The sequence below is a fragment of the Sphingomonas sp. genome, assembly GCF_041661885.1.
In the GTDB taxonomy this organism is placed as follows: Bacteria; Pseudomonadota; Alphaproteobacteria; order Sphingomonadales; family Sphingomonadaceae; genus Sphingomonas.
On record NZ_JBAZTL010000004.1, the window covers coordinates 319,624 to 340,146 of the forward strand.

The following is a 20,523-nucleotide window of genomic DNA, read 5'->3' on the forward strand; positions in this document are numbered from 1 at the left end:
ACGTCCGCGACCGATATGACGACCCCGCCGCCCCGCATCCGGACGGTTGCCGGGGTGACGCTGCTGTTGCTGGTGGGGTCACTGGCGCTGTTCTGGCCGGGCATCGCGATGTACGATAGCGTCGGCCAGTTCGCCCAGGTGCTGAGCGGGGCCTATGAAGACTGGCACCCGCCCGCGATGGCGCGGATGTGGAGCCTGTTCCACGCCGCCGCCGGTGGTACAAGCGAGCCGATGTTCGCGGTGCAGATGGCGCTGTATTGGGCCGGATTCGGCCTGGTCGCGGCGACATTGGCGCGGTTGGGGCGGGGACGTGCGGCTGCGGTCGTGCTGGCCATCGGCGCGCTGCCGTTGTTTCTCGGCTGGCAGGCGGTGGTGCTCAAGGACACGCAAATGCTGGGCGCGGTGCTGGCGGCGTGTGGTGCGGTCGCGTGGTGGCGGCTCCGGGGTGCGCGCGTCCCGGTATGGGCGTTGATCGTTGTGGCAATGTTGCTGGCGTACGCAACGCTGGTGCGCGCGAACGCGGTGTTCGCAACCGTGCCGCTGGCGGTAATGCTGTTCGGGACGGGGCGCTGGTGGACGCGGCTTGCGCTCGGTCTGGCGGGCGTGGCGGCGGTGCTGATGGCGGCACCGATCCTCAATCACGGACTGTTGGGTGCCACGTCGAGCGGGGTCGAACGGACCGAAGCGCTCTATGATCTGGCTGGAATTGCAGTGCGCCCGCCCGATACCGCCATCGGCTTTACGCCAGGCGAGGCGCAGGCGTTGCGGGCTGGGCATTGCGCGAAGCCATATTTCTGGGATCCGCTGGGCGAAGAAACGCGATGCGCGCCGCTCGTCGCGCGTTTGCAGGGGCGGCCTGCCGGGCAACTCTACCGGTTGCTGGTCACCGCGATCATCCGCCATCCGCTTGCTTATGCGGCCCACCGGCTGGCGCATTTCAATTCGACCGAGCGTTTCCTGGTGCCGGCGGGCTGGCCGGGCGCGGCGCCGCCTGCGCGCAGCGAACCCAACGACCTTGGCCTGGGCAATCCGGGTGCGGTGGCGCGTGGGTGGCAAATTGCAGCGCGATGGATGGCGGAAACATCGCTCGGCTGGCCGATTGCGTGGTTGACGCTGGCGATCATCGGGCTAGCGGTCGCGGTGCCGCGCCCGGTGGGCGCGGCGCGCGATCTCGCGCTGGCGCTGCTGGTGTCGGCGGTCTCGTTGGAGGCGAGTTTCGGTGTGCTCAGTATCGCATCCGACTTGCGCTACCATCTTTGGCCGATGGTCGGCACCGCGCTGGCGATGGTGTTGCTATGGGTGGACCGTCGCTGGTCGGCCCGCGCGTTGCGGCTTGGCGGGCTGGCGCTGGCATTGGTTTTGGCTGGCGGCCTGATGGCACGGTTGACGCTGCCGACGCCGCCGACAAGCTATCGCGCTTTGTTGCAATAGCCACGGGCGGCCCTCGACAGGTTGGCCCGCGCGAAGGCGGGCCAACGCGTTCAGGCCGGAGTTGCCGTGGCCGTGGTGAACTGCACCACTTCGTCGTTGCGGCTGGTGGTGACGGGCGGGGTGCGATCGAAAGCACGCGTGCCGGTGTCGGCGGCCACATGCTTCAGACGACCGTCGATCGATGCACCGGTTTCGATCGCGATCGATTCATATTCGACATCGCCGGTGATGCGCGCCGCGCGTTCGATCGTCAGTTGACGCACCGAAACCGAGCCTTCGATCGAACCGCCCAGCCGGGCATTTTCGGCGCGGACCGCACCGTGGATGCGGCTGTCATTGCCCTGAACGAGATTGGCGCAATTGACGTCGCCATCGACGCGGCCGTCGATATGCAGGTCGGCGGTCGCCGCGATATTGCCCGTGATGACCATATCAGGCCCGATCACCGAGAACATGCCCCGCCTGCCATTCGCGCTTTGCGGCATTGGCGGCGGTGCGGGCGGGAGGCCCGAACCATTGTCCCGATCGCCACGCGAACTGCTGGTAAAAATCGCCATCTACTCGTCCCCGGAAAGCCCCGAATCGGGGGTTTTGCTAGCATAGCCTGTGGAAATTACAGAACTACGTTCTCAGGGGAGGGCGTGCCATAAGGGGATTGTCGTTGGCGGCCGGCTTCACAACGATGCGCGCGAGCGACACGGTTGCCACCAGCATCGGCACCGCGCCGACAACGGCAAAACCATCCCAGCCAATCAGATAACCGAGCAGACCAAGGCTCGACCCCGCCTGAACCAGCAGCGCGATCCGCCAACTCGCCCGGTCGCGATTGGCCAGCGCCACGATCAATGTAACGATATCGGTAAGAAAAAAGAACCGTTCATGCATCCGTGGCAACAGCCCAACCATGAGGAGCGGCGCGAGCGCCGCCGCCGCAACCAGCGCGCGTCCGTCAAGACGCAATGTGGAAATGCGGGCGACATAGGCCCCGCCAACGCCGATTGCGGCGGCAAAAGCGAGCCCGGCCAGCGGCAACCCGTCAAGCGGCAGTCGCTGCACGATTGCCCAGATATTGGGAGCGTTCATTGACAGCGCCTGAAAATAATCGGCCTGTCGCAGATAGACCAGAGCGAGGTCGCTCGCCGGCCACCCGGCCATCCAGGCCGGCAGTATCGTCGCCACCGTGACGAGCGGGGCAATCAGCCACAGTCGTAGCGGTACGTGCCGATTGACCAGCAAAGCGAGGAAAAACGGGGCCACGAACACCGATTGTGCCTTGAACCCCAAGGCAAGGCCGCACCAGGCGAGCATCGCCGCATGGCGACGGTCGAGCGCTGCTGCCAGCGCCATGATGCAGGCCGCGGCCCACATCGCGTCGCACTGGCCCATCAGGCCCGCATTGAGCATGACGCTGGGCAGCACTGCGACCAATGCCGCACCACGGTTGGCCTGCGGCGCGCCGAGCCGCACCAATACCGCGCGCACGGCAAACGCCAGCGCCGCCGTGCCAAGGAGCGAAAGGAGCTTGATCAGCACGACCTGCGGCACCAGCCCGCCCAAAGGCGTGATCGCGGCTAGCAGATAAAGATAAAGCGGTGTGTAATTGGAAAAGGGATGCGCGAAGACCGTGATGGCGCCGCTCGCCGCGATGTGATCGAACCACGGAATCAAATAGACCGCCATGTCCACCGTCACCATCGGCGCGGTGACATAGGCCATCGCCACCGCAATCGCGAGCGAGAAGGCCACCGGCGGCAGACGCGTCGGGCGCGCGTGTCGCGTGGCAGGCATCGTGATGAGAGCGCTATTCACCCGACGACCTTGCCAGAACGGGGCTAAAGCGGGGTTAAGGCTGCGGTGGTGTCCTGTCGGTGTGCGATTGCGCCGCGTGTCAACGCCCCTTGCCCCGATCGCCTTGCAGGTTCACCATCCGGCCCGCGACGCGCAAAGACGTCGGCGAGGAGAGTGATAGATGCGGCAGCCTTGCGTTGAGGGGCGGCCACCCTTCGTCCCCTCGTGCGTTGACGCCATCGGCCGCGCAAAGACGGTGCATCAGCAGAAGGAGACGACCGCATGACTGATTCAGTGAGGGACGCTTTCAACGAAACCATCGTGGATCCGGCCAAGAAGGCCGGGGAATCGATGCGGGAGGCGGGCACGAAGATTGCCGAAAATAGCGCGACCGTCGGGCTGAAGCTGCTCGACCAGGCCGAAACCAACACGCGCGAGGCGTTTGTCGCGATGCGCGCTGCCGCGTCCGCGAAGGACCTTTCCGAGGTGATGAAGATCCAGGGGGAGTTCCTGCGCGAACAGGGCAGCCGCAGCATGACACAGGCGCGGGAAATCGGCGAGGTGATCCTGCAATTCGGTCGCGACGCGGTCGGCGCGGTGCGCGGCGAAAAATAGCTGGGTGGGGGGCGTTCGGCGGAACGCCCCCGGTCCGCGCAAGATAGCGTGCGCTATTTCGCGCCGCCTGGCATGTCGTGGCTGAGGATGGTGAGGTCATAGGCTGTGCCGGCACGGTCGCGCACCTGGCCCTTCAGCAACGCCTCCGCGCGGAACCCCAAGCTTTCGAACAACATGACCGACCCGATCTGATCGGGCGTCATTTGCGCAGTCAATTTGGTAAGGCCACGATCGCGGGCGATCGCGTAAATCCCCTCCAGAAGATCCCGCCCGAGCCCCGCGCCGCGTTTATCAGGGGAGACGAGCAAGCGGACTTCGCCGACATGCCCGCTCCAGCCCAGCGGATCGCGCACCAAGGCGGCGGCACCAACCAGATTTCCCTTGTCGTCCTCGGCGATCAGGCTGTCGATCGCGCCTTCGCCGATCGCCTCAACCCAAGCGGCGATCACGCGCGGGTGCCGCAGGTCGCGCCCCAGAAACAGAAGGTCATGCTCGGGCAGGCGTTCGGCGAAAGCTTGCATCGCCTTTTCGTCTTTGGCCGCGAACCGGCGAATGTGATGACCCATGCTGATCGTTCCCCCAAGCCAAGCGGCCAAGATCGGCTAATGCCGCCTGGTTGCCGTGCTTCTTTGGGTAAGGCTGGCACGCCCGCCCGCGATTGTCACCTCTTCGTCGCGGGAATTATCGCCCGGCGTACTTTGCGGTGGACGTTCAGCGCGGCGGAGCGGCGGGTTGCGGGCCGGATGGTGTTACGTCCAGCGCGGCATCGCCACCCAGCGCGCGGTACAACGTCACCAGGTTGGTCGCCCCCGTCAGCCGCGTCGTCACCAGCGAGCGCTGCGCTGTGTAGAGCGAACGCTGCGCGACCAGACTTTGCAGAAAGGTGTCGATCCCGCCGCGATAGCGCGCTTCGGACAAGCGGTAATTGTCCTCCGAGGATTTGGCCAACGCCTCCTGCGCCGCGAATTGGCTATCAACCGTGCCGCGCCGGGCGAGCGCATTGGCGACTTCCGAAAAAGCGGTCTGGATCGATTTTTCGTAGCTGGCGAGTGCTGCATCGCGCTGCGCCTGCGATTGCGCGACACCAGCGCGACCCGCGCCGCTGCGGAAGATCGGATAGCTGACACTGGGGGCGACCGAATAATTGAACGCCCCCCCGGTGAACAGGTTGCTGAGCGAGGTGCTGGCGAGCCCAGCCAGCGCGGTGAGCGATATGCGCGGGAACAATGCCGCGCGTGCGGCACCGATCTGTGCATTGGCGGCGCGCAGCGTATATTCGGCCTGCACCACGTCGGGGCGACGCAGGAGAATGCCCGAATCGAGCCCAGCGGGCGGTTCGGCGATCGTCGACGCGGCTTCCTCGATCGATGTCGGCAGCAGGGCGGGGTCGACCGGCGCACCCACCAGCAAATGTAAGGCGTTGACGTCCTGCGCGACCGCGGTGGTCTGCGCCGCAAGATCGGACAGCGCGGTTTGCTGAACGATCTGTGCCTGGTCGAGGTCGGTACGCGGGGCGACACCGCCATCTACCCGCGCCTTGGTGAGCGTGACGCTGCGCTGCGCATTGGCTGCGGTGTCGCGCGCGATCTTCAACAGGCTCTGGTCCGACGCATAATTGAGCCAGGCCGACGCAATGTCGCCGACCAGCGTCAGCCGGGTCGCGCGGGCGGCAGCTTCGGTCGCGAAATAGCTGTTTTGCGCGACGGTGGTGAGCGAACGAACGCGGCCAAACAGATCGATTTCGAAAGCGGTGAGGCCAAGGCTGGTCGAATATGTCTCGCGAACGCCCGACCCGCCGCTGGTCAGGCCGCCACCCGTGGTTCCGCCAGTGGTGTTGCCGAAAGTAACCCCACTGGTGCCATTGTCACGGTGGCTGAAGTTGAGCGAGTCATCGATTTCGGGCAGCAACGCCGCGCGCTGAATGCGATATTGCGCCCGCGCAGTCGCGATATTGGCGGCGGCAATCCGTAAATCGCGATTGTTGACCAGCGCTTGCTCGACGATCTTTTGCAAGCGCGGATCGCGGAAAATATCGCGGTAGCTGACGCTGGGCAGCGCGGCTTCGCTTTGCTTCAGATAGGCATCGCCAACGGGCCAGCTTGGCGGCACCGGCAAAGCGGGCCGCACATATTTCGGTGCCATCGAGCAGGCTGCAAGCGACGCCAACGCAATGAGCGGAACGGTTTTGCGGATCATGCCGTCGTCTCCGCCTGGCCTGGCGCCGCAGCGGGCGGGGCGGGGTGTTCGTGGTGCAAATGCTTCAACACGTCGCGCGTGCTCCGCCGGACCAATACGAAGAACAAAGGAATGTAGAAGATGGCGAGGATCGTCGCGGTCAGCATCCCGCCGATGACGGCGGTGCCGATCGCGATGCGGCTGTTGGCACCCGCCCCGGTCGAAATGGCGAGCGGCAGCACGCCAAAGATGAAGGCGAAGCTGGTCATCAAAATCGGGCGCAAGCGGATACGGGCGGCTTCGAGTGCGGCTTCGATCACGCGTTTGCCGGCTTTTTCGGCCTGTTCGGCAAATTCGATCATCAAAATCGCATTCTTGGCGGCAAGCCCCATCGTCGTCAGCAACCCGATTTGCAGATACACGTCGTTCTGCAACCCACGCAGCGTGACCGCAAAGATCGCGCCGACCAGCCCGAGCGGAATCACCAGCAGCACCGCAATCGGGATCGACCAGCTTTCATACAAGGCGGCCAGACACAGGAACACGACGAGCAGCGAGATGCTGTAGAGGAACGGTGCCTGTCCCGAGGACAGCCGTTCCTGATAGGACAGGCCGCTCCACGCCACGCTGATGCCGGGATATTGCGCGGCAAGTTCGGTCATGCGGTTCATCGCCGTGCCCGAGCTGTTCCCCGGGGCAGCCTGACCGGAAAGTTCATAGGACGAGATGCCCGAAAAGCGCGCCAGCGTCGGTGGCGTCTTGCTCCACGAAATGGTGGAGAAAGCCGAGAAGGGGGCCATTTGCCCGCTCGACCCACGAACATACCATTGCGCCAGATTTTCGGGGGCCGCGCGATATGGCGCGTCGCCCTGGACATAGACGCGCTTCACGCGTCCGCGATCGTTGAAATCGTTGACGTAACGCCCACCCCAGGCGGTCGCCAGAGTGGTGTTGACGTCCGCTTGTGTAAGGCCGAGCGTGCTCAGCTTCTGCGCGTCGAGATCGACCTTCAGCGTCGGCTGATCGTCAAGGTCGGTCGGGCGCACGGCGGCGAGTGTCGGATCCGCACGCGCCGCCGCGAGCAGGCTGTCGCGCGCGGCCTTGAAGTCTGGACGGCTAAGCCCGCCGGTGTTCTGCAACTCCATCGTGAAGCCGTTGGACTGGCCAAGCCCGCGCACGATTGGCGGAACAGTCGCGTAAAATTCGACATCGCGCAGCCCGCTCAGCGCCTTGGTCGCGCGTTGGGTGATCGCGTCGGCACCGTTGACCGTACCCTTGCGATCCGCCCAATTTCTGAGCGCGATGAAGCCGCGACCGGCATTTTGCCCACCGGCCACCCCGCCGCCACCCGCGCCTGCAACGGTCAAGAACCCCGCCACATTCTTGCCCTCGGGGCCGGAGAAGTATTTTTCGATCTGCATCTGCGCCGCGCGCGTCTGGTTGATCGTCGCGCCGGGGGCGAGGTTGAACTGGATTTGCGCGATGCCCTGGTCCTCGGTCGGCAGGAAGCCGGTCGGCAGTCGCACGAACAGGAGCGCAAGGATCGCAACGACCCCGGCATAGATGAGCAGGAACAGCCATTTGCGATCGACGACGCGGGATACGGCATTGCCATAGCGCGTCACCATGCGATCAAACCCGGTGTTGAACCATTCCGAGGCACCACGGGTCTTGCGGTCGAGCCAGCTCTCTTGCTTGGTCTTGTCCTTACGCTTCAACAACGTCGCGGTCAGCGCCGGGGTCAGCACGAGCGCGACCAACACGGACAGCCCCATCGCCGACACGATCGTGATCGAAAACTGGCGGTAAATCACCCCGGTCGAGCCGCCGAAAAACGCCATTGGCAGAAACACCGCCGACAGCACCAGCGCGATCGCGATCAGCGCGACGGTGATTTCATCCATCGACTTGATCGTCGCCTCGCGCGGCGACATTTCGGGATGTTCGTCCATCAGGCGCTCGACATTTTCGACCACGACGATTGCGTCATCGACCAGCAAGCCGATCGCCAACACCAGCCCGAACAGGGTGAGCGTGTTGATCGAAAACCCCGCCAGCGAGAAAATGCCGAAGGTGCCGAGCAACACGACGGGCACCGCGATTGTCGGGATCAACGTCGCGCGCCAGCTTTGCAGGAAGACGAACATGACGATTACGACCAGCGCAATCGCTTCCATCAGCGACTTTTCGACTTCCTCGACCGACAATTTGATGAACGCGGTCGAATCTTGCGGGAAGCTGTACGCATAGCCATTGGGAAAGTGTTTCGAGGCGCGCTCGATCTCACCCTTCACCAATTCAGCGGTGCTGAGCGCGTCGGCACCAGGGGCGAGGCTGACCGCGAGACCCGCGCCGGGGTGGCCGTTGACGCGGCTGGTGATGCCGTAATTTTCCGAACCCAGCTCGATCCGGCCCACATCGGACAGCCGCACCGTCGATCCATCGGGCTGCGTTTTCAGCACGATGGCGCGGAACTGGTCCGGGGTCGACAGGCGCGATTGCGCGGTAACGGTGGCGTTGAGCGCCTGTTCGGGCGCGTTGGGCGTACCACCGATTTCGCCCGCCGCGACTTCGGTATTCTGCGCAGTGATCGCGGTGACGACGTCACCGGGGATGAGGCTGTAACTGGCGAGCTTGTTGGGATCGAGCCACACACGCATCGCATATTGCGCGCCGAACACGTTGATATCGCCGACGCCCTTCAACCGGCCGATCGAATCCTGCAGGTTGGACACCAGATAGTCCGACACGTCCTGGTTGGTGGTGCGGTCGCTGGTGTCGTAAATCGCGGCGATCAGCAGGAAGTCGGGGTTGGATTTGGTGACGGTAATGCCTTGCTGCTGCACTTGCTGCGGCAGGCGCGGCAGGGCCTGCTGGACCTTATTCTGCACCTGCACCTGCGCGATGTCGGGATCGGTGCCCTTGGCGAAGGTCGCGGAAATATTGACCTGGCCGCGCGAGGAGGAACTGGTGCTGAAATACAGCAAGCCATCGATGCCGGTAAGCTGCTGCTCGATCACTTGCGCGACCGACGTTTCCAGCGTCTCCGCCGATGCGCCGGGATAGGTCGCGCGGATGTTGACGTTGGGCGGGGCGATATCGGGGAATTGCTCGACGGGAAGCGTATAGATCGCGCCGATCCCGCCAAGCATGATGATGATGGCGATGACCCAGGCGAAAATCGGCCGGTCGATGAAGATGCGCGAGATCACGGCGCGGTCAGATCTTCGACTTGTCGGCGGTCGCTGCCTTGATCGTCTGCGGCGTATCGGCGTTGACGGGTTTGATCGGCTGGTCCGGCTTCACCTTGCCGACGCCCTGCGTGATGACTTTGTCACCCGATTTCAGGCCGTCGGTAATGACCCAGAAAGCACCCTGGGTGCGAGCCGCGACGACGGTCTTCTGGATCGCCTTGTTGCCGGGCCCGACTACGAACACCGTCGCATTGCCCTTGGGATCGCGCGACACCGCCTGTTGCGGCACGAGGAAGGCCTTGGTGTCGATCGACTGCGTGAAACTCGCCCGAACGAACATCCCGGGAAGCAGGAGGCCTTTGGGATTGGGGAAGCGTGCGCGCAGCGTGACGGTCCCGGTGGCAGGATCGACCACGACCTCTGAAAATTCGATGTCACCGGTCAGGCCGTAATCGCTGCCATCCTCCAACTTCAGCCGCACATCGGCGCGGGTTGGAACGGCACCGCCCGAGGTGAGCGCGCGGCGCAGGCGCAGCACGTCCGAACTCGCTTGCTGAATGTCGACATAGATTGGATCGAGCCGCTGGATCGTGGTGAGCGGGCTCGCCTGGCTGGCGGTGACCAACGCCCCTTCGGTGAAGAGCGAACGGCCGATCCGTCCGCTGATCGGGGCGGGCACGGTGGTGAAGCGCAGGTTGATCTGCGCGGTGTCGAGCGCGGCGCGATTCTGCTCGACAGCGGCGGCGGCCTGGCGCGCGGTCGCGGTGGCGTCGGTATAATCCTGTTTGGCGACCGCTTCTATGTCGGCCAGCGGCTTGTAGCGATCGGCTTTGGCCCTGGTCGCTTCGGCATTGGCGGCAGCGCTGGCGAGGTTGGCGCGCGCCTGATTGGCCGATGCGCGGTACAGGCTGGGGTCGATCTGGTAGAGCGGCTGGCCCTGGCGCACCAACGCGCCCTCGGTGAAAAAGCGGTGCAGGATCAGGCCGTTGACTTGCGGGCGAACTTCGGAGCTTTGATAAGCGGCGGTCCGCCCGGCAAGTTCGGTCACGGTCGGTACGCTGGTTGGCTGTGCGACGACAAAGCCGACTTCGGGAGGCCCCTTTGCGGCGTTTTTCTTATTTTGAGAGGCCGCACCACAACCGCTGAGCAGCAGCGTTGAACCGCCAAGCAGCGCCAGTGTGTGCAGGGAGAAAAACCGAACCGTCATCGCTGTCCACCGCTCCGGGCCAAGTCGGCGCACGGTGGATACCCTGCGCAATCGTCGCCAAACGTCGTCTGTTAGGGATTGTTCCGGGCCCGGATCAACTGTCTCGGTTCGGCCCTAACCGACTCTATTGCAGTGCAGCATGTCATCGTAGCTTGGCGATGGTCAAGCCGTCGGCCTTGGCACGATCCTTGGTTGATTCTTCGCTGCGCTTGAGCGCCTTGGCAATCGCCTTGAGCGCCATGCCCTTTTTGGCGAGGGTGTGGAGCTTCTGGATTTCGTCGGTGGTCCAGGGTTGCCGGTGGCGTTCGAATCGATCTTCGCTCATAGCGCCTGCGCTACGCCACTCGGACGGCAAGCACCAGCGTATCGCAGGCCTGACACACTCTTGCGACACTTGGGCGTTACCCGGCCAGGCTCGCATCTTACACACGACGCACGGATTCATCATGCCCCCGACCAAGACCTTGCTGACCCTTGCTCTCGTGGGGGTGCCGACGTTGGCGATTGCGCAGCAACAGCCGACCGCCGCGCCCCGTTCGGCACCCAAAGCGACGCCGAAGCCTGTGGCCGACGATAGCGAGGACGGCCCCGATATCGTGGTTCAAGGGGCGAAGCAGCCTGGCTCCGTCATCGGGGACATCCCGCCCGAACAGCAGCTCGGGCCAGCCGATATCCGCTCTTATGGTGTCGGGTCGGTCACCGAATTGCTCGCGGAACTGGGACCGCAAATTCGCAGTGATCGCGGCGGGGGTGGAGCGCCGGTGGTGCTGCTCGACGGCAAGCGCATTTCGGGTTTCGCCGAGATTCGCGATTTGCCGACCGAAGCAATTGCGCGGGTGGACATTCTGCCCGAAGAAGTTGCGCTGAAATATGGCTATCGTGCCGATCAGAAGGTGGTCAATATCGTGCTGCGCCGCCGTTTTCGCGCGGCAACGGTCGAGCTGTCGGACCGGACCGCAACGGAAGGCGGGCGCGACACGCCGCAAACCGAACTCGATTTGCTGACCATCGCCAATAAGGGGCGGGTCAATCTGCATCTGGAATATCAGGCGTCGGATGCGCTGAAAGAGAATGAGCGCGACATTCTGCCGACGGCACGGCAATCCGGCGCCAATGGCGGCACCGGTAGCGGCATCGACCAGCGCCCCTATCGCACGCTGTTGCCCTCGGGGCGCACGCTGAATGTCAACACCACCTATGCGCGCAGTTTCGGGGATATTTCGGGTACGCTGAACGCCACGCTCTCGGCCACGGATACCAATGGGCTGCTTGGCTTGCCGAGCGATGCGGGGGTAGTGAATGGCGCGGTCAGCGGCGACGTGAACCCGTTAAAACAGCGCAATTCCGCAATCGCGACGCACCTTGGCACCGGTTTCAATGGCGCGTTGCGTGGCTGGCAGTGGTCGGTCACCGGCGCCTATGACCACGCCGAATCCAAGACTTTCACCGACACCGCGCTTGCCGCCAATGCTGCCACGGCACAGGTCAATCGCGGCTATTCGACCTCGGATGAGGGGCAAATTGACCTTCTGGTCAACGGTGCGCTGTTCAAACTGCCAGCGGGCGAGGTTTCGACCAGCGTCCATCTTGGCGGCGACATCAGCGATTTCAACAGCAGGTCGTATCGTGGCGGGCTGACCTCGCTCGGCGGCGTGTCGCGCAATACCGTCAACGGTCAGCTCAATGTCGATGTGCCCTTGACCAGCCGTACCAAGAATGTGCTGCCGGTGATTGGCAATCTGTCGGTCAACGGCAATGTCGCGGTCGATCATCTGTCGGATTTCGGCACGCTGACGACGCTTGGTTACGGCCTCAATTGGTCACCGGTGGTGCCGTTGCGGGTCATCGCGTCGGTGACCGATCGCGACATTGCGCCAACCGCGCAGCAACTGGGCAACCCGCAAGTGGTGACGCCCAACGTCCCCGTGTTCGATTATGTGCGCGGCGTGAATGCGGTGGTGACGACGGTTTCGGGTGGCAATCCCAATCTGATCGCGAGCAACAGCCATACGCGCAAGCTGGGTGCCACGCTGAAACCGTGGAGCACCAAGGATCTGTCGCTGTCGGCCAATTATGTCGATGTGCGCACCGACAACCCCGTCGCCAGCTTCCCGAGCGCGAGTTCGGCGATCGAGGCGGCGTTTCCGTCGCGCTTCACCCGCGATGTTGACGGCAATCTGCAGCGGATCGACACGCGGCCGATCAACTTTGCCGAGACGAGCCGGTCGGAACTGCGTTGGGGCATCAATTTCTCGGTGGCGCTCAAATCGAAACTGCAAAAGCAAATCGAGGCGTGGCGCGCGGGCAAGGGCCCCAATCCCTTTGCCGGGGTCAAGATTCCCGACAGCGTTGCGCGCCAGATTGCCCAGGCACGCGCGGAGCGCGGTGGTGCGGCGGGTGGTCCGGGTGGTCCGGGGGCTGGTGGACCGGGCGGTCCCGGTGGTCCGGGCGGTCCGGGGCGCGGTGGTTTCGGCGGCTTTGGTGGAGGCGGGGGCGGGCGCGGCGTGCCGGGCGGTCGCCTGCAATTTGCGCTGTACCACACGTGGCATTTCACCGATCATGTGCTGGTGCAGCAGGGCAGGCCTTCGCTGGATTTGCTGCGGGGCGATGCGATCGGCGGCAGCGGCGGGCAACCGCGGCATGAGCTGGAAGGGCAGGCTGGCTATAGCAATAACGGCATCGGCGTGCGCCTGTCGGCCAATTGGCAAAGCGCGACCAACGTCAATGGCGGCACTGCGGCCAACCCGCAGGATCTGCACTTTTCGGATTTGGCGACGGTCAACCTGCGCTTGTTCGGTGATTTGGGGCAGCGCCTGGAACTCGTTAAAAAGTATCCGTGGATTCGCGGCGTGCGGGTCGCGGTCGCGGTCGACAACCTCTTCGATTCGCGTCAGCACGTGACCGATGCGAGCGGCACGACGCCGGTCGCCTATCAGCCCGATTATCTCAATCCGCTGGGGCGCACGGTGCGGGTGTCGATCCGCAAGCTGTTCTTCTAAACGGGGGATGGCTTTCATGCTTGTGCGGCATGGCGGCTGAACGGCGCGGGCGGTTGACGCGGGGGGCGGTGGCCGTAAGTGAGGACACACGTTTCCAGGAGTGTCCGCCATGAAGACCCGCGCCGCCGTCGCTTTTGAAGCCAAGAAGCCGCTCGAAATCGTCGAGCTTGATCTGGAGGGGCCGAAGGCGGGCGAAGTGCTGGTCGAAATCATGGCGACCGGCATTTGCCATACCGATGCCTATACGCTCGACGGGCTCGACAGCGAGGGGCTGTTCCCGAGCGTGCTGGGGCATGAAGGTGCTGGCATCGTGCGCGAAGTTGGCGCGGGGGTCACCTCGGTCAAGCCGGGCGACCATGTCATCCCGCTCTACACGCCGGAATGTCGGCAGTGTAAATCGTGCCTCAGCGGCAAGACCAACCTGTGCACCGCGATCCGCGCGACGCAAGGCAAGGGGCTGATGCCCGACGGCACCTCGCGCTTCTCGTACAAGGGCGAGACGATCTTCCACTATATGGGCTGCTCGACCTTCTCGAATTTCACCGTGCTGCCCGAGATTGCCGTCGCCAAAATTCGCGAGGACGCGCCGTTCAAGACGAGCTGTTATGTCGGATGCGGCGTAACGACGGGCGTGGGCGCGGTGGTCAACACCGCCAAGGTGCAAGTTGGCGACAACGTCATCGTGTTCGGTCTGGGCGGGATCGGCCTTAACGTGCTGCAGGGCGCGCGGATGGCGGGCGCGAACATGATCGTCGGCGTCGACATCAACCCCGACCGCGAGGAATGGGGCCGCAAGTTCGGCATGACGCATTTCGTCAACCCGAAGGACGTGGGCGACCTGGTCGCGCATCTCGTCGCGCTGACCGATGGTGGCGCGGACTATACCTTCGATTGCACCGGCAACACGACCGTGATGCGCCAGGCGTTGGAAGCGTGCCATCGCGGCTGGGGCACCAGCATCATCATCGGCGTGGCCGAGGCTGGCAAGGAAATCAGCACGCGGCCGTTCCAGCTCGTCACCGGGCGCAACTGGCGCGGGACGGCGTTTGGCGGGGCCAAGGGGCGCACCGATGTGCCCAAGATCGTCGACTGGTATATGAACGGCAAGATCGAGATCGACCCGATGATTACGCATGTTCTCTCGCTTGAGGAGATCAACAAGGGGTTCGATTTGATGCACGCAGGCGAGAGCATCCGCAGCGTGGTGGTGTATTGAGCGTCTTGCGCCTCCCCTGATGGGGAGGCGCAGCGGTTATTGCCGCGCCCGCAAGGTGATGCCGATTACGCGCGGGTCGCTGGGGGTGCCGAGGATCAGGCCGGAATTGCCCGCCTGGATCGTCAGATTCTGAATATAATTGGCGTTGAACAGGTTGCGCGCGAATACTGCGACCTCGAGCCCGCTTTTGCTGCGCAGGCCAAGGCTGGCGTTGGTGACGTTGTAGCCGTCGATCAGCGTGTATTTCGACAGGCTGGGGTCGCCATAATAACTCGTGCGCCAGCTTGAATCGGCGTGCAGGATCAGCGCCGCGCTGCCGACCGGCAGCGTGTAATCCCCACCGATGGTGGTCGACCATTTCGGTAACCCGGCGAGCGGGCGACCGGTCAAGTTGCACGCAGTGGTCGCGGCGGTCTGTACTTCGAGTGGGCAGGGGCCAGCCGGATACTTTGCATATCTGCCGTCCGCATAAGCAACATTGCCACGCAGTTGAAACGCGCGGGTGACGTTGGCGGTGACATCGGCCTCAAAGCCCTTCACCGTCACCTTGGGAATGTTGGACAGGTAACCGCGGAGCGCCACGGTTTGCGAACTGTCGACGATCGTCGCCTGGAAATCGCGAACATCGGTGTAATAGCCCGCGATATTCGCCACCAGCCGACGGTCGAACAGCGCCGCCTTGATCCCGCCTTCATAGGTGGTGTTGAGTTCGGGGCGGATTACGGCGGTGGTCAGCACCGGCTGGTTGGCGGCGTTGAGCGGCAAGCCCGACAGGTTGATCCCACCCGATTTGAAGCCGCGTGCGTAACCGCCATAGAGCAGCACGGTGTCGGTCGCCTGCCAGGCGAGATTGGCGCGGCCCGACACGTTGCTCTCGCGGTCATGCGCGACATAGCTTTGCGGGCGCAGCACGCCGAGCCGCGCGTTGAGGAGCGTCGTGTTGGTGGTGGCGGGGCCGCCGGACACGGTGGTGTCGTAAGTACCGTCCTTCACTTCATAGGTGTAGCGCAGGCCACCGGTCAGGGTGAGGCGCGGCAGGATCTTGTAATTGAGCTCGGCAAAGGCGGCATAGCTGTCTTCCTTCAGCCGGGTGTGGCCGTCGGTGCCATAACCGTCGAGCAAATTGGCGGGCACCGCGACGGCGGGGGTGCCGGTGGTCTGGCCGATCAGATAATAAGCCGCTGCCGGGCCGTAGATGCTAATCGGCTCGCCAGTGATTTTCTGGTCGAAGAAATACAGGCCCGCGACATAGCCGAGCCGGTGGTCGCCATTCGAGGCAAGGCGCAGTTCCTGACTGTACTGATCCTGGCGCGACGGGATGTGCTGGGTAAGCTGGACCGGGATGCCGGTATAATCGCGGTCATTGGCGGCATCCCAGTTCCAGAAGCGCCACGCGCTGACCGAGGTGAGCGTCGCGAAACCGACATTCCAGTCGGCAATCGCCGAGACGCCGCCTTCATTCGTGTTCACGCCCAAGGCTGCGTCGATATCGGTGACGCGGTCATACGGATTGGTGCTGGGCGGGGTATAGTTGAACAGCGCCGCCAGCGCCGGATATTGCCGGGAAGGGGCCCGCAGGCTCTGGCCGACGCGCAAATAGACCTGGGTGCAGCATTCGCTTTCGAAATTGGTGAAATCGCCGGTCAGGCGAAGCTGGAAATCGGTGGTCGGCTTGAACAAAATCTGCGCGCGCACCGCCTGGTTGCCGATGCCGTTTTCCTTGGCACCGGTGCGGACATTGTCGATCACGCCGTCGCGCCGCGTGACCAGCCCCGATAGCCGGAACGCGACCGTATCGCCGATCAGCGGCCCCGAGGCCGAGGCCTTGGCCTGGACGAAGTTGAAGCTGCCAACCGACAGTTCCTCGCTCGCTTCGGGGGTGAAGGTCGGCGCGCGGGTGGTGATATTGATCGCGCCCGCAGTGGTGTTCTTGCCGAACAGCGTGCCTTGCGGCCCGCGCAGCACCTCGATTTGCTGGATATCCGAGAAATCGAACGCGGCGGTGGCGGGGCGGGCGTGATAGACTTGGTCGACATAGAAGCCGACGCCGGGTTCCAGCCCGTCATTGGCCTGGCTGACCGCGACGACGCTGCTGCCGAGGCCGCGGATGGTGAAGGCGGTGTTGCGCGGGTTGGCCGAACTGTAGTTGAGCGCGGGCACCAGCAGGCTCAACTGGCTGGTGTTGACGGTGTAGGACCGGTCGAGCAGCGCGCCGCCGACCACCGACACGGCGAGCGGCACCTTTTCCAGATCCTCGGCCCGCTGGCGCGCGGTGACGACGATGTCGCTATTGGTATCAATCGTAACGTCTGTTTTCGGCGCATCGGCGGTAGGGCGGGCGTTGGCTACGCAGGGCATGAGTGCCAGCACGGCAACCGCTGACACGGTAGCGGCATAGATCGACAATCGCATGTAAATCCCCAGCTTTTGGCCCACGGCACTCCGCGTCGGCGACTCGCTATATACAATGGAATATAGATATTAATAGCGGGCGTCCCACCCTTATGGTGCTCTCACTGTGCCGTGTTCCGCATTTCGGGGCATGGATCAGGGCGGGCTGACGCCGTCAGGACGCGCAATATCCGTCAAGAAAGGCTTGATGCGTGGGCATCCGCGCAACCGCGCTGGCGATGCTGCCCTTCAGGTCATCGAGCGCGCGCTGCATATGCTCGATGCTGAGCATATGCCCCATATGGTGATAGCTGGCGGGCTCCAGCCGCTGGCCTAGCATCACTTGCAGCCAGGAATCGGCCTGGAACAGGTCGTCGGCGGTTTGCGGGGTGAGCGCCGCCTCACGGAACAAGGCGATGCGCTGCGCAAGCGTGGCGGGAATGTCCATCGTGCGGCAGCGGTCCCAGAACGGATCGTCGCTGCGCTTGGTCAAATGATAATGCAGGATGATGAAGTCGCGCACGCGCTCCAGCTCGGTTTCGGCGAGCGCGTTGTAATGCTGCACAAGCGCGGGCTTGATCCCGCTGAACGGGAAGGACTGGATCAGGCGCGTAATGCCGATCATGATGAGGTGGATGCTGGTCGATTCCAGCGGCTCGACGAAACCGCTGGCGAGCCCCAGTGCCACGCAATTCTTGTCCCACACGCGTTTGCGGCGACCGGTGACATAGCGGATCAGGCGCGGATCGGTGATCGTTTCGCCGTCGATGTGCGCGAGCAGCTTTGCGTGCGCGGCATCGTCCGACAGATAATCGCTGCAATAGACCAGACCATTGCCGACGCGGTGTTGCAGCGGGATTTGCCATTGCCAGCCCGCTTCATGCGCGATCGCGCGGGTATAAGGCAAAGCCGGCTGAACCGCCTTGGTCTGCACCGCAAGCGCGCGGTTGGTGGGGAGCCAGTGGCTCCAATCCTCATAGCCCGCCTTCAGCGTCTGCTCGATCAGCAGCCCGCGAAAGCCCGTGCAATCAATGAACAGATCGCCTTCGATCCGGCGGCCATCGGCGAGGTCGAGCGCTTCGATGAAGCCCGTTTCGGGATGCTGGTGAACCTGGCCGATTGTGCCTTCGACGCGGGTGACGCCGCGCGCTTCGCTGAACTGGCGCAGGAAGAGCGCGTAGCGCGATGCGTCGAGATGATAGGCATAGTTGATCTTGGCGTCGGGCCCGGTGGCGAAGCGGCCTGCTTCGGCGGCGGTCAGCTCGAAACAATAATCGCCCAGCGCGCCGCCCACACCCTCGGCGCGCGCGCGCAGCCACATATGCTGGAAATCGCCCATCCAGATCGATTGGCCGACGCGACCGAAGGAATGGATGTAGCGATCCCCGCGCCGCGCCCAATTTTCAAAGGCGATGCCGAGTTTGAAGGTTGCCTGCGTCGCGCGCATAAAATCGCGCTCGTCGAGTTCGAGGAAGCGGTGGAAGGTGCGGATCGTCGGGATCGTCGCCTCGCCGACGCCGACCGTGCCGATTTCGTCGGATTCGATCAGCACGATATCGAGCAGGGGCCCGAGATGCTTCGACAGCGCCGCCGCCGCGACCCAGCCCGCCGTGCCGCCGCCCGCGATCACCACGCGCTTGATCGTCTGCGCGTCCGAATGGCTCATCGGTTCAACCTTTGCAGCAAATGCGCGCGCAAACGGCGGGCGGTGAGGTCATCGAGCGGGGCAAGCGGCCCGCGCGCCGCTTCGGGAAGATGCTCGCCAGCGATGTCCGCCGGGCCGAACACATAATGGTCGAACAGCGCGCGCCATGCCTGCTTTTCGGTCAAAGGGCGGTCGCGCAGGCTGAGCAGGCCGTGCAGCAGCGTAGTCATCGGCGTGTCGAGGAAGCGCGGGGCTGCATTCCACCAATAATTGACCAGCACGTTGAAGGCATCGAGCGCCTCGACATTGTGCCACCACAAGGCCGGATAGACGAGCACGTCGCCGGGTTCGAGATCGAACACCTGCGCGGTTGCCAGCGCCTTGGCGAAGCGCGGATAGCGATCGAGATCGGGCGCGCGAAGATCGACCATGCTGACTACCTGTCCTCCCGGTGTCGGTTCGAGTGGGCCGGGATAGAGGTTGGCGACCTGATCGGGTGGAAACAGCGTGAAGCGCCGCCGCCCGACCAGACAACAGGCGATGTTGTTCGACATGTCGTAATGCGTGGCCGCCGTGGTGCGATTGCCGATCCAGATACTGGCGAGCGGCGTGGCACCGCCAAACGCCTCGGGTGGAAGGGCCAGATCGTTTTCGGCACGAAAGCCGGGGAGATAGGTGTCGAGGTCGGTCGAGCCGACGTAGAGCGCATCCGCTTGCGCATCGTCCAGCGTGGCGAGCATCCGGTCGAGAAAGGCATCGAGCTTCACGCGCGTCGCGGTGAAATTCATCGCGGTCATATCGGCATTGTAGAAGAACCGGCCGCCAATCTCGGGCGGGCCGCTATACCCGACCACCGCGGTGCCGGTGTAGAAGGACTTGAGATACGCCACCGCCGCTTCGGGCCCGTGAAGGCCCTTGGCGACCAGCGGCCAATTCCGCACCAAGCCGTGCAGCACGACGGGCTGTTGTTGCGCGATCAAGCCCGCCGGATCGAGCAGCGGTTCCGGCGCGGGGTCGCTCATACCGGGACCGGCGCGACCGCTTGGGGTTCGCCCAATTCGGCGCGGCGCTTGCGGTTCTTGAGCTCGATCAACCGCGCGACATTGCCGAGCGAGGACGCGATCTGGAAGGCGTGCCCCAAATAGTCGCTCCGGTTGAGCGTGTGCAGCGTGGCGGGGTCGAGCCGCGCCAGCCGACCGGTGCCGATCGTGAAGCAGCCGGGCACATCATAACGGGTATGCGCGTCAAGCGCGATTTCCAGTGTGACAGGCTCGATCAGGTCGGCCTGTTCGAAGGCGGTGAACATCGCGTCGCGCTGCTGATGCCCGTCGTGGAGGACCTGCGATACGCGCACGATATGGTCGAGATATGGGGACGATCCGCCATGCGGCAGGAACACGGCCTGTGCATTGGGGCTTTGCGATGCTGCGGCGATGCGGGGGTGGTCGAGATCGACATGCAGCATCGGCTCGCGCCGCGTCTGCCCCTCAATCGTGCGATCGACCAGACCGATCAGGAACGGCCCGCGCTGATGGATTACAGGGATGTGCCGGGCCTGCCATCCGACGGCACCCAGAAACAGGTTTTCGTCGCGGTCGAGCCCAAGCAGCGCGACCGCGTAAAATGCTCCAGCGTCGTCGCGGCGGAGCAGAATGGGATAATCGCGCTGCGCCTCGTCGATTTCGCCGGGAAAGAGAACGCATTCGTTCACCGCATCGCCAAAGAGAGCGGAATAGCCGATCGCGACGCGCAAATCGGCATGGGCGATGGTATCGAGAAGAACCGTGTTGCTCATACGCTGTGGTAATCACCGATCGGGATTGCGCCAAGCGGCGCTGGATTCGCGCGACCGAAAGCGCCCC

Annotated in this window: 15 protein-coding genes; 4 read left to right on the forward strand and 11 right to left on the reverse strand. The window is 64.0% G+C overall.

All coding sequences use genetic code 11. The features are described 5' to 3' along the window. Positions 1-15: 15 nt before the first annotated feature. Positions 16-1,431 (forward strand): hypothetical protein, encoded by a 1,416-nt coding sequence (locus tag WC704_RS10320; protein ID WP_372889827.1) that lies wholly within the window; start codon positions 16-18, stop codon positions 1,429-1,431. Between the two features lie 50 nt (positions 1,432-1,481). On the opposite strand, the gene WC704_RS10325 is transcribed toward WC704_RS10320, so the two are convergent. Both WC704_RS10325 and WC704_RS10330 read right to left on the reverse strand, forming a co-directional pair. Next, positions 1,482-1,988, reverse strand: coding sequence for a polymer-forming cytoskeletal protein (locus tag WC704_RS10325; RefSeq protein WP_372889828.1), 507 nt, complete (start codon positions 1,986-1,988; stop codon positions 1,482-1,484). A 64-nt stretch (positions 1,989-2,052) separates the two neighbouring features. After that, a complete protein-coding gene (locus WC704_RS10330) occupies positions 2,053-3,240 on the reverse strand; it encodes a hypothetical protein (RefSeq protein WP_372889829.1) in 1,188 nt (395 codons plus the stop codon). Positions 3,241-3,501: 261 nt separating this feature from the next. On the opposite strand from WC704_RS10330, the gene WC704_RS10335 reads away from it, so the two are divergent. After that, positions 3,502-3,834: a phasin family protein gene (locus tag WC704_RS10335; RefSeq protein WP_372889830.1), complete on the forward strand. Its 333-nt coding sequence runs from the start codon at positions 3,502-3,504 to the stop codon at positions 3,832-3,834. 53 nt (positions 3,835-3,887) lie between these two features. Here WC704_RS10335 and WC704_RS10340 read toward each other — a convergent pair whose 3' ends face one another. The 5 genes from WC704_RS10340 to WC704_RS10360 all read right to left on the reverse strand — a co-directional run bounded on the left by WC704_RS10340 (position 3,888) and on the right by WC704_RS10360 (position 10,735). Further along, the gene (locus WC704_RS10340) at positions 3,888-4,355 is read right to left on the reverse strand and encodes an N-acetyltransferase family protein (protein ID WP_372889831.1); all 468 of its coding nucleotides are present in this window, start codon (positions 4,353-4,355) and stop codon (positions 3,888-3,890) included. A gap of 190 nt (positions 4,356-4,545) precedes the next feature. Beyond that, complete coding sequence (locus WC704_RS10345) at positions 4,546-6,030, reverse strand: efflux transporter outer membrane subunit (protein ID WP_372889832.1); 1,485 nt, start codon at positions 6,028-6,030, stop codon at positions 4,546-4,548. After that, positions 6,027-9,221, reverse strand: a complete 3,195-nt coding sequence (locus WC704_RS10350; RefSeq protein WP_372889833.1) for an efflux RND transporter permease subunit — start codon at positions 9,219-9,221, stop codon at positions 6,027-6,029. Before WC704_RS10350 ends, WC704_RS10345 begins: the two co-directional genes overlap by 4 nt. 7 nt (positions 9,222-9,228) lie before the next feature. Beyond that, the gene (locus WC704_RS10355; RefSeq protein WP_372889834.1) at positions 9,229-10,410 is read right to left on the reverse strand and encodes an efflux RND transporter periplasmic adaptor subunit; all 1,182 of its coding nucleotides are present in this window, start codon (positions 10,408-10,410) and stop codon (positions 9,229-9,231) included. A gap of 142 nt (positions 10,411-10,552) precedes the next feature. Further along, entirely contained in the window at positions 10,553-10,735 is a 183-nt protein-coding gene (locus WC704_RS10360) for a hypothetical protein (protein ID WP_033967126.1), read from the reverse strand. Between the two features lie 121 nt (positions 10,736-10,856). Here WC704_RS10360 and WC704_RS10365 point away from each other — a divergent pair, with 121 nt between their 5' ends. Next, positions 10,857-13,409, forward strand: coding sequence for a TonB-dependent receptor (locus WC704_RS10365; protein ID WP_372889835.1), 2,553 nt, complete (start codon positions 10,857-10,859; stop codon positions 13,407-13,409). A gap of 109 nt (positions 13,410-13,518) precedes the next feature. Further along, positions 13,519-14,625, forward strand: coding sequence for an S-(hydroxymethyl)glutathione dehydrogenase/class III alcohol dehydrogenase (locus tag WC704_RS10370; protein ID WP_372889836.1), 1,107 nt, complete (start codon positions 13,519-13,521; stop codon positions 14,623-14,625). 36 nt (positions 14,626-14,661) lie between these two features. Here the strand turns inward: WC704_RS10370 and WC704_RS10375 are convergent, their stop codons facing one another. From WC704_RS10375 to WC704_RS10390, 4 genes are all read right to left on the reverse strand, one after another. Next, positions 14,662-17,037, reverse strand: a complete 2,376-nt coding sequence (locus WC704_RS10375) for a TonB-dependent receptor (protein WP_372889837.1) — start codon at positions 17,035-17,037, stop codon at positions 14,662-14,664. Positions 17,038-17,191: 154 nt separating this feature from the next. Further along, positions 17,192-18,682, reverse strand: a complete 1,491-nt coding sequence (locus WC704_RS10380) for a tryptophan halogenase family protein (RefSeq protein WP_372889838.1) — start codon at positions 18,680-18,682, stop codon at positions 17,192-17,194. Further along, the gene (locus WC704_RS10385) at positions 18,679-19,683 is read right to left on the reverse strand and encodes a cupin-like domain-containing protein (RefSeq protein WP_372889839.1); all 1,005 of its coding nucleotides are present in this window, start codon (positions 19,681-19,683) and stop codon (positions 18,679-18,681) included. The genes WC704_RS10380 and WC704_RS10385 overlap by 4 nt, the downstream gene beginning before the upstream one ends. Further along, complete coding sequence (locus tag WC704_RS10390) at positions 19,680-20,456, reverse strand: SapC family protein (RefSeq protein WP_372889840.1); 777 nt, start codon at positions 20,454-20,456, stop codon at positions 19,680-19,682. The genes WC704_RS10385 and WC704_RS10390 overlap by 4 nt, the downstream gene beginning before the upstream one ends. Between the last annotated feature and the right edge of the window lie 67 nt (positions 20,457-20,523).

Coding starts and splice junctions, on each gene's coding strand:
- WC704_RS10385 (WP_372889839.1), bottom strand. CDS start 19,683: ATGAGCGACCCCGCGCCGGAACCGCTGCTCGATCCGGCGGGCTTGATC.
- WC704_RS10380 (WP_372889838.1), bottom strand. CDS start 18,682: ATGAGCCATTCGGACGCGCAGACGATCAAGCGCGTGGTGATCGCGGGC.
- WC704_RS10320 (WP_372889827.1), top strand. CDS start 16: ATGACGACCCCGCCGCCCCGCATCCGGACGGTTGCCGGGGTGACGCTG.
- WC704_RS10390 (WP_372889840.1), bottom strand. CDS start 20,456: ATGAGCAACACGGTTCTTCTCGATACCATCGCCCATGCCGATTTGCGC.
- WC704_RS10340 (WP_372889831.1), bottom strand. CDS start 4,355: ATGCAAGCTTTCGCCGAACGCCTGCCCGAGCATGACCTTCTGTTTCTG.
- WC704_RS10365 (WP_372889835.1), top strand. CDS start 10,857: ATGCCCCCGACCAAGACCTTGCTGACCCTTGCTCTCGTGGGGGTGCCG.
- WC704_RS10360 (WP_033967126.1), bottom strand. CDS start 10,735: ATGAGCGAAGATCGATTCGAACGCCACCGGCAACCCTGGACCACCGAC.
- WC704_RS10335 (WP_372889830.1), top strand. CDS start 3,502: ATGACTGATTCAGTGAGGGACGCTTTCAACGAAACCATCGTGGATCCG.
- WC704_RS10375 (WP_372889837.1), bottom strand. CDS start 17,037: ATGCGATTGTCGATCTATGCCGCTACCGTGTCAGCGGTTGCCGTGCTG.
- WC704_RS10345 (WP_372889832.1), bottom strand. CDS start 6,030: ATGATCCGCAAAACCGTTCCGCTCATTGCGTTGGCGTCGCTTGCAGCC.
- WC704_RS10325 (WP_372889828.1), bottom strand. CDS start 1,988: ATGGCGATTTTTACCAGCAGTTCGCGTGGCGATCGGGACAATGGTTCG.
- WC704_RS10370 (WP_372889836.1), top strand. CDS start 13,519: ATGAAGACCCGCGCCGCCGTCGCTTTTGAAGCCAAGAAGCCGCTCGAA.
- WC704_RS10355 (WP_372889834.1), bottom strand. CDS start 10,410: ATGACGGTTCGGTTTTTCTCCCTGCACACACTGGCGCTGCTTGGCGGT.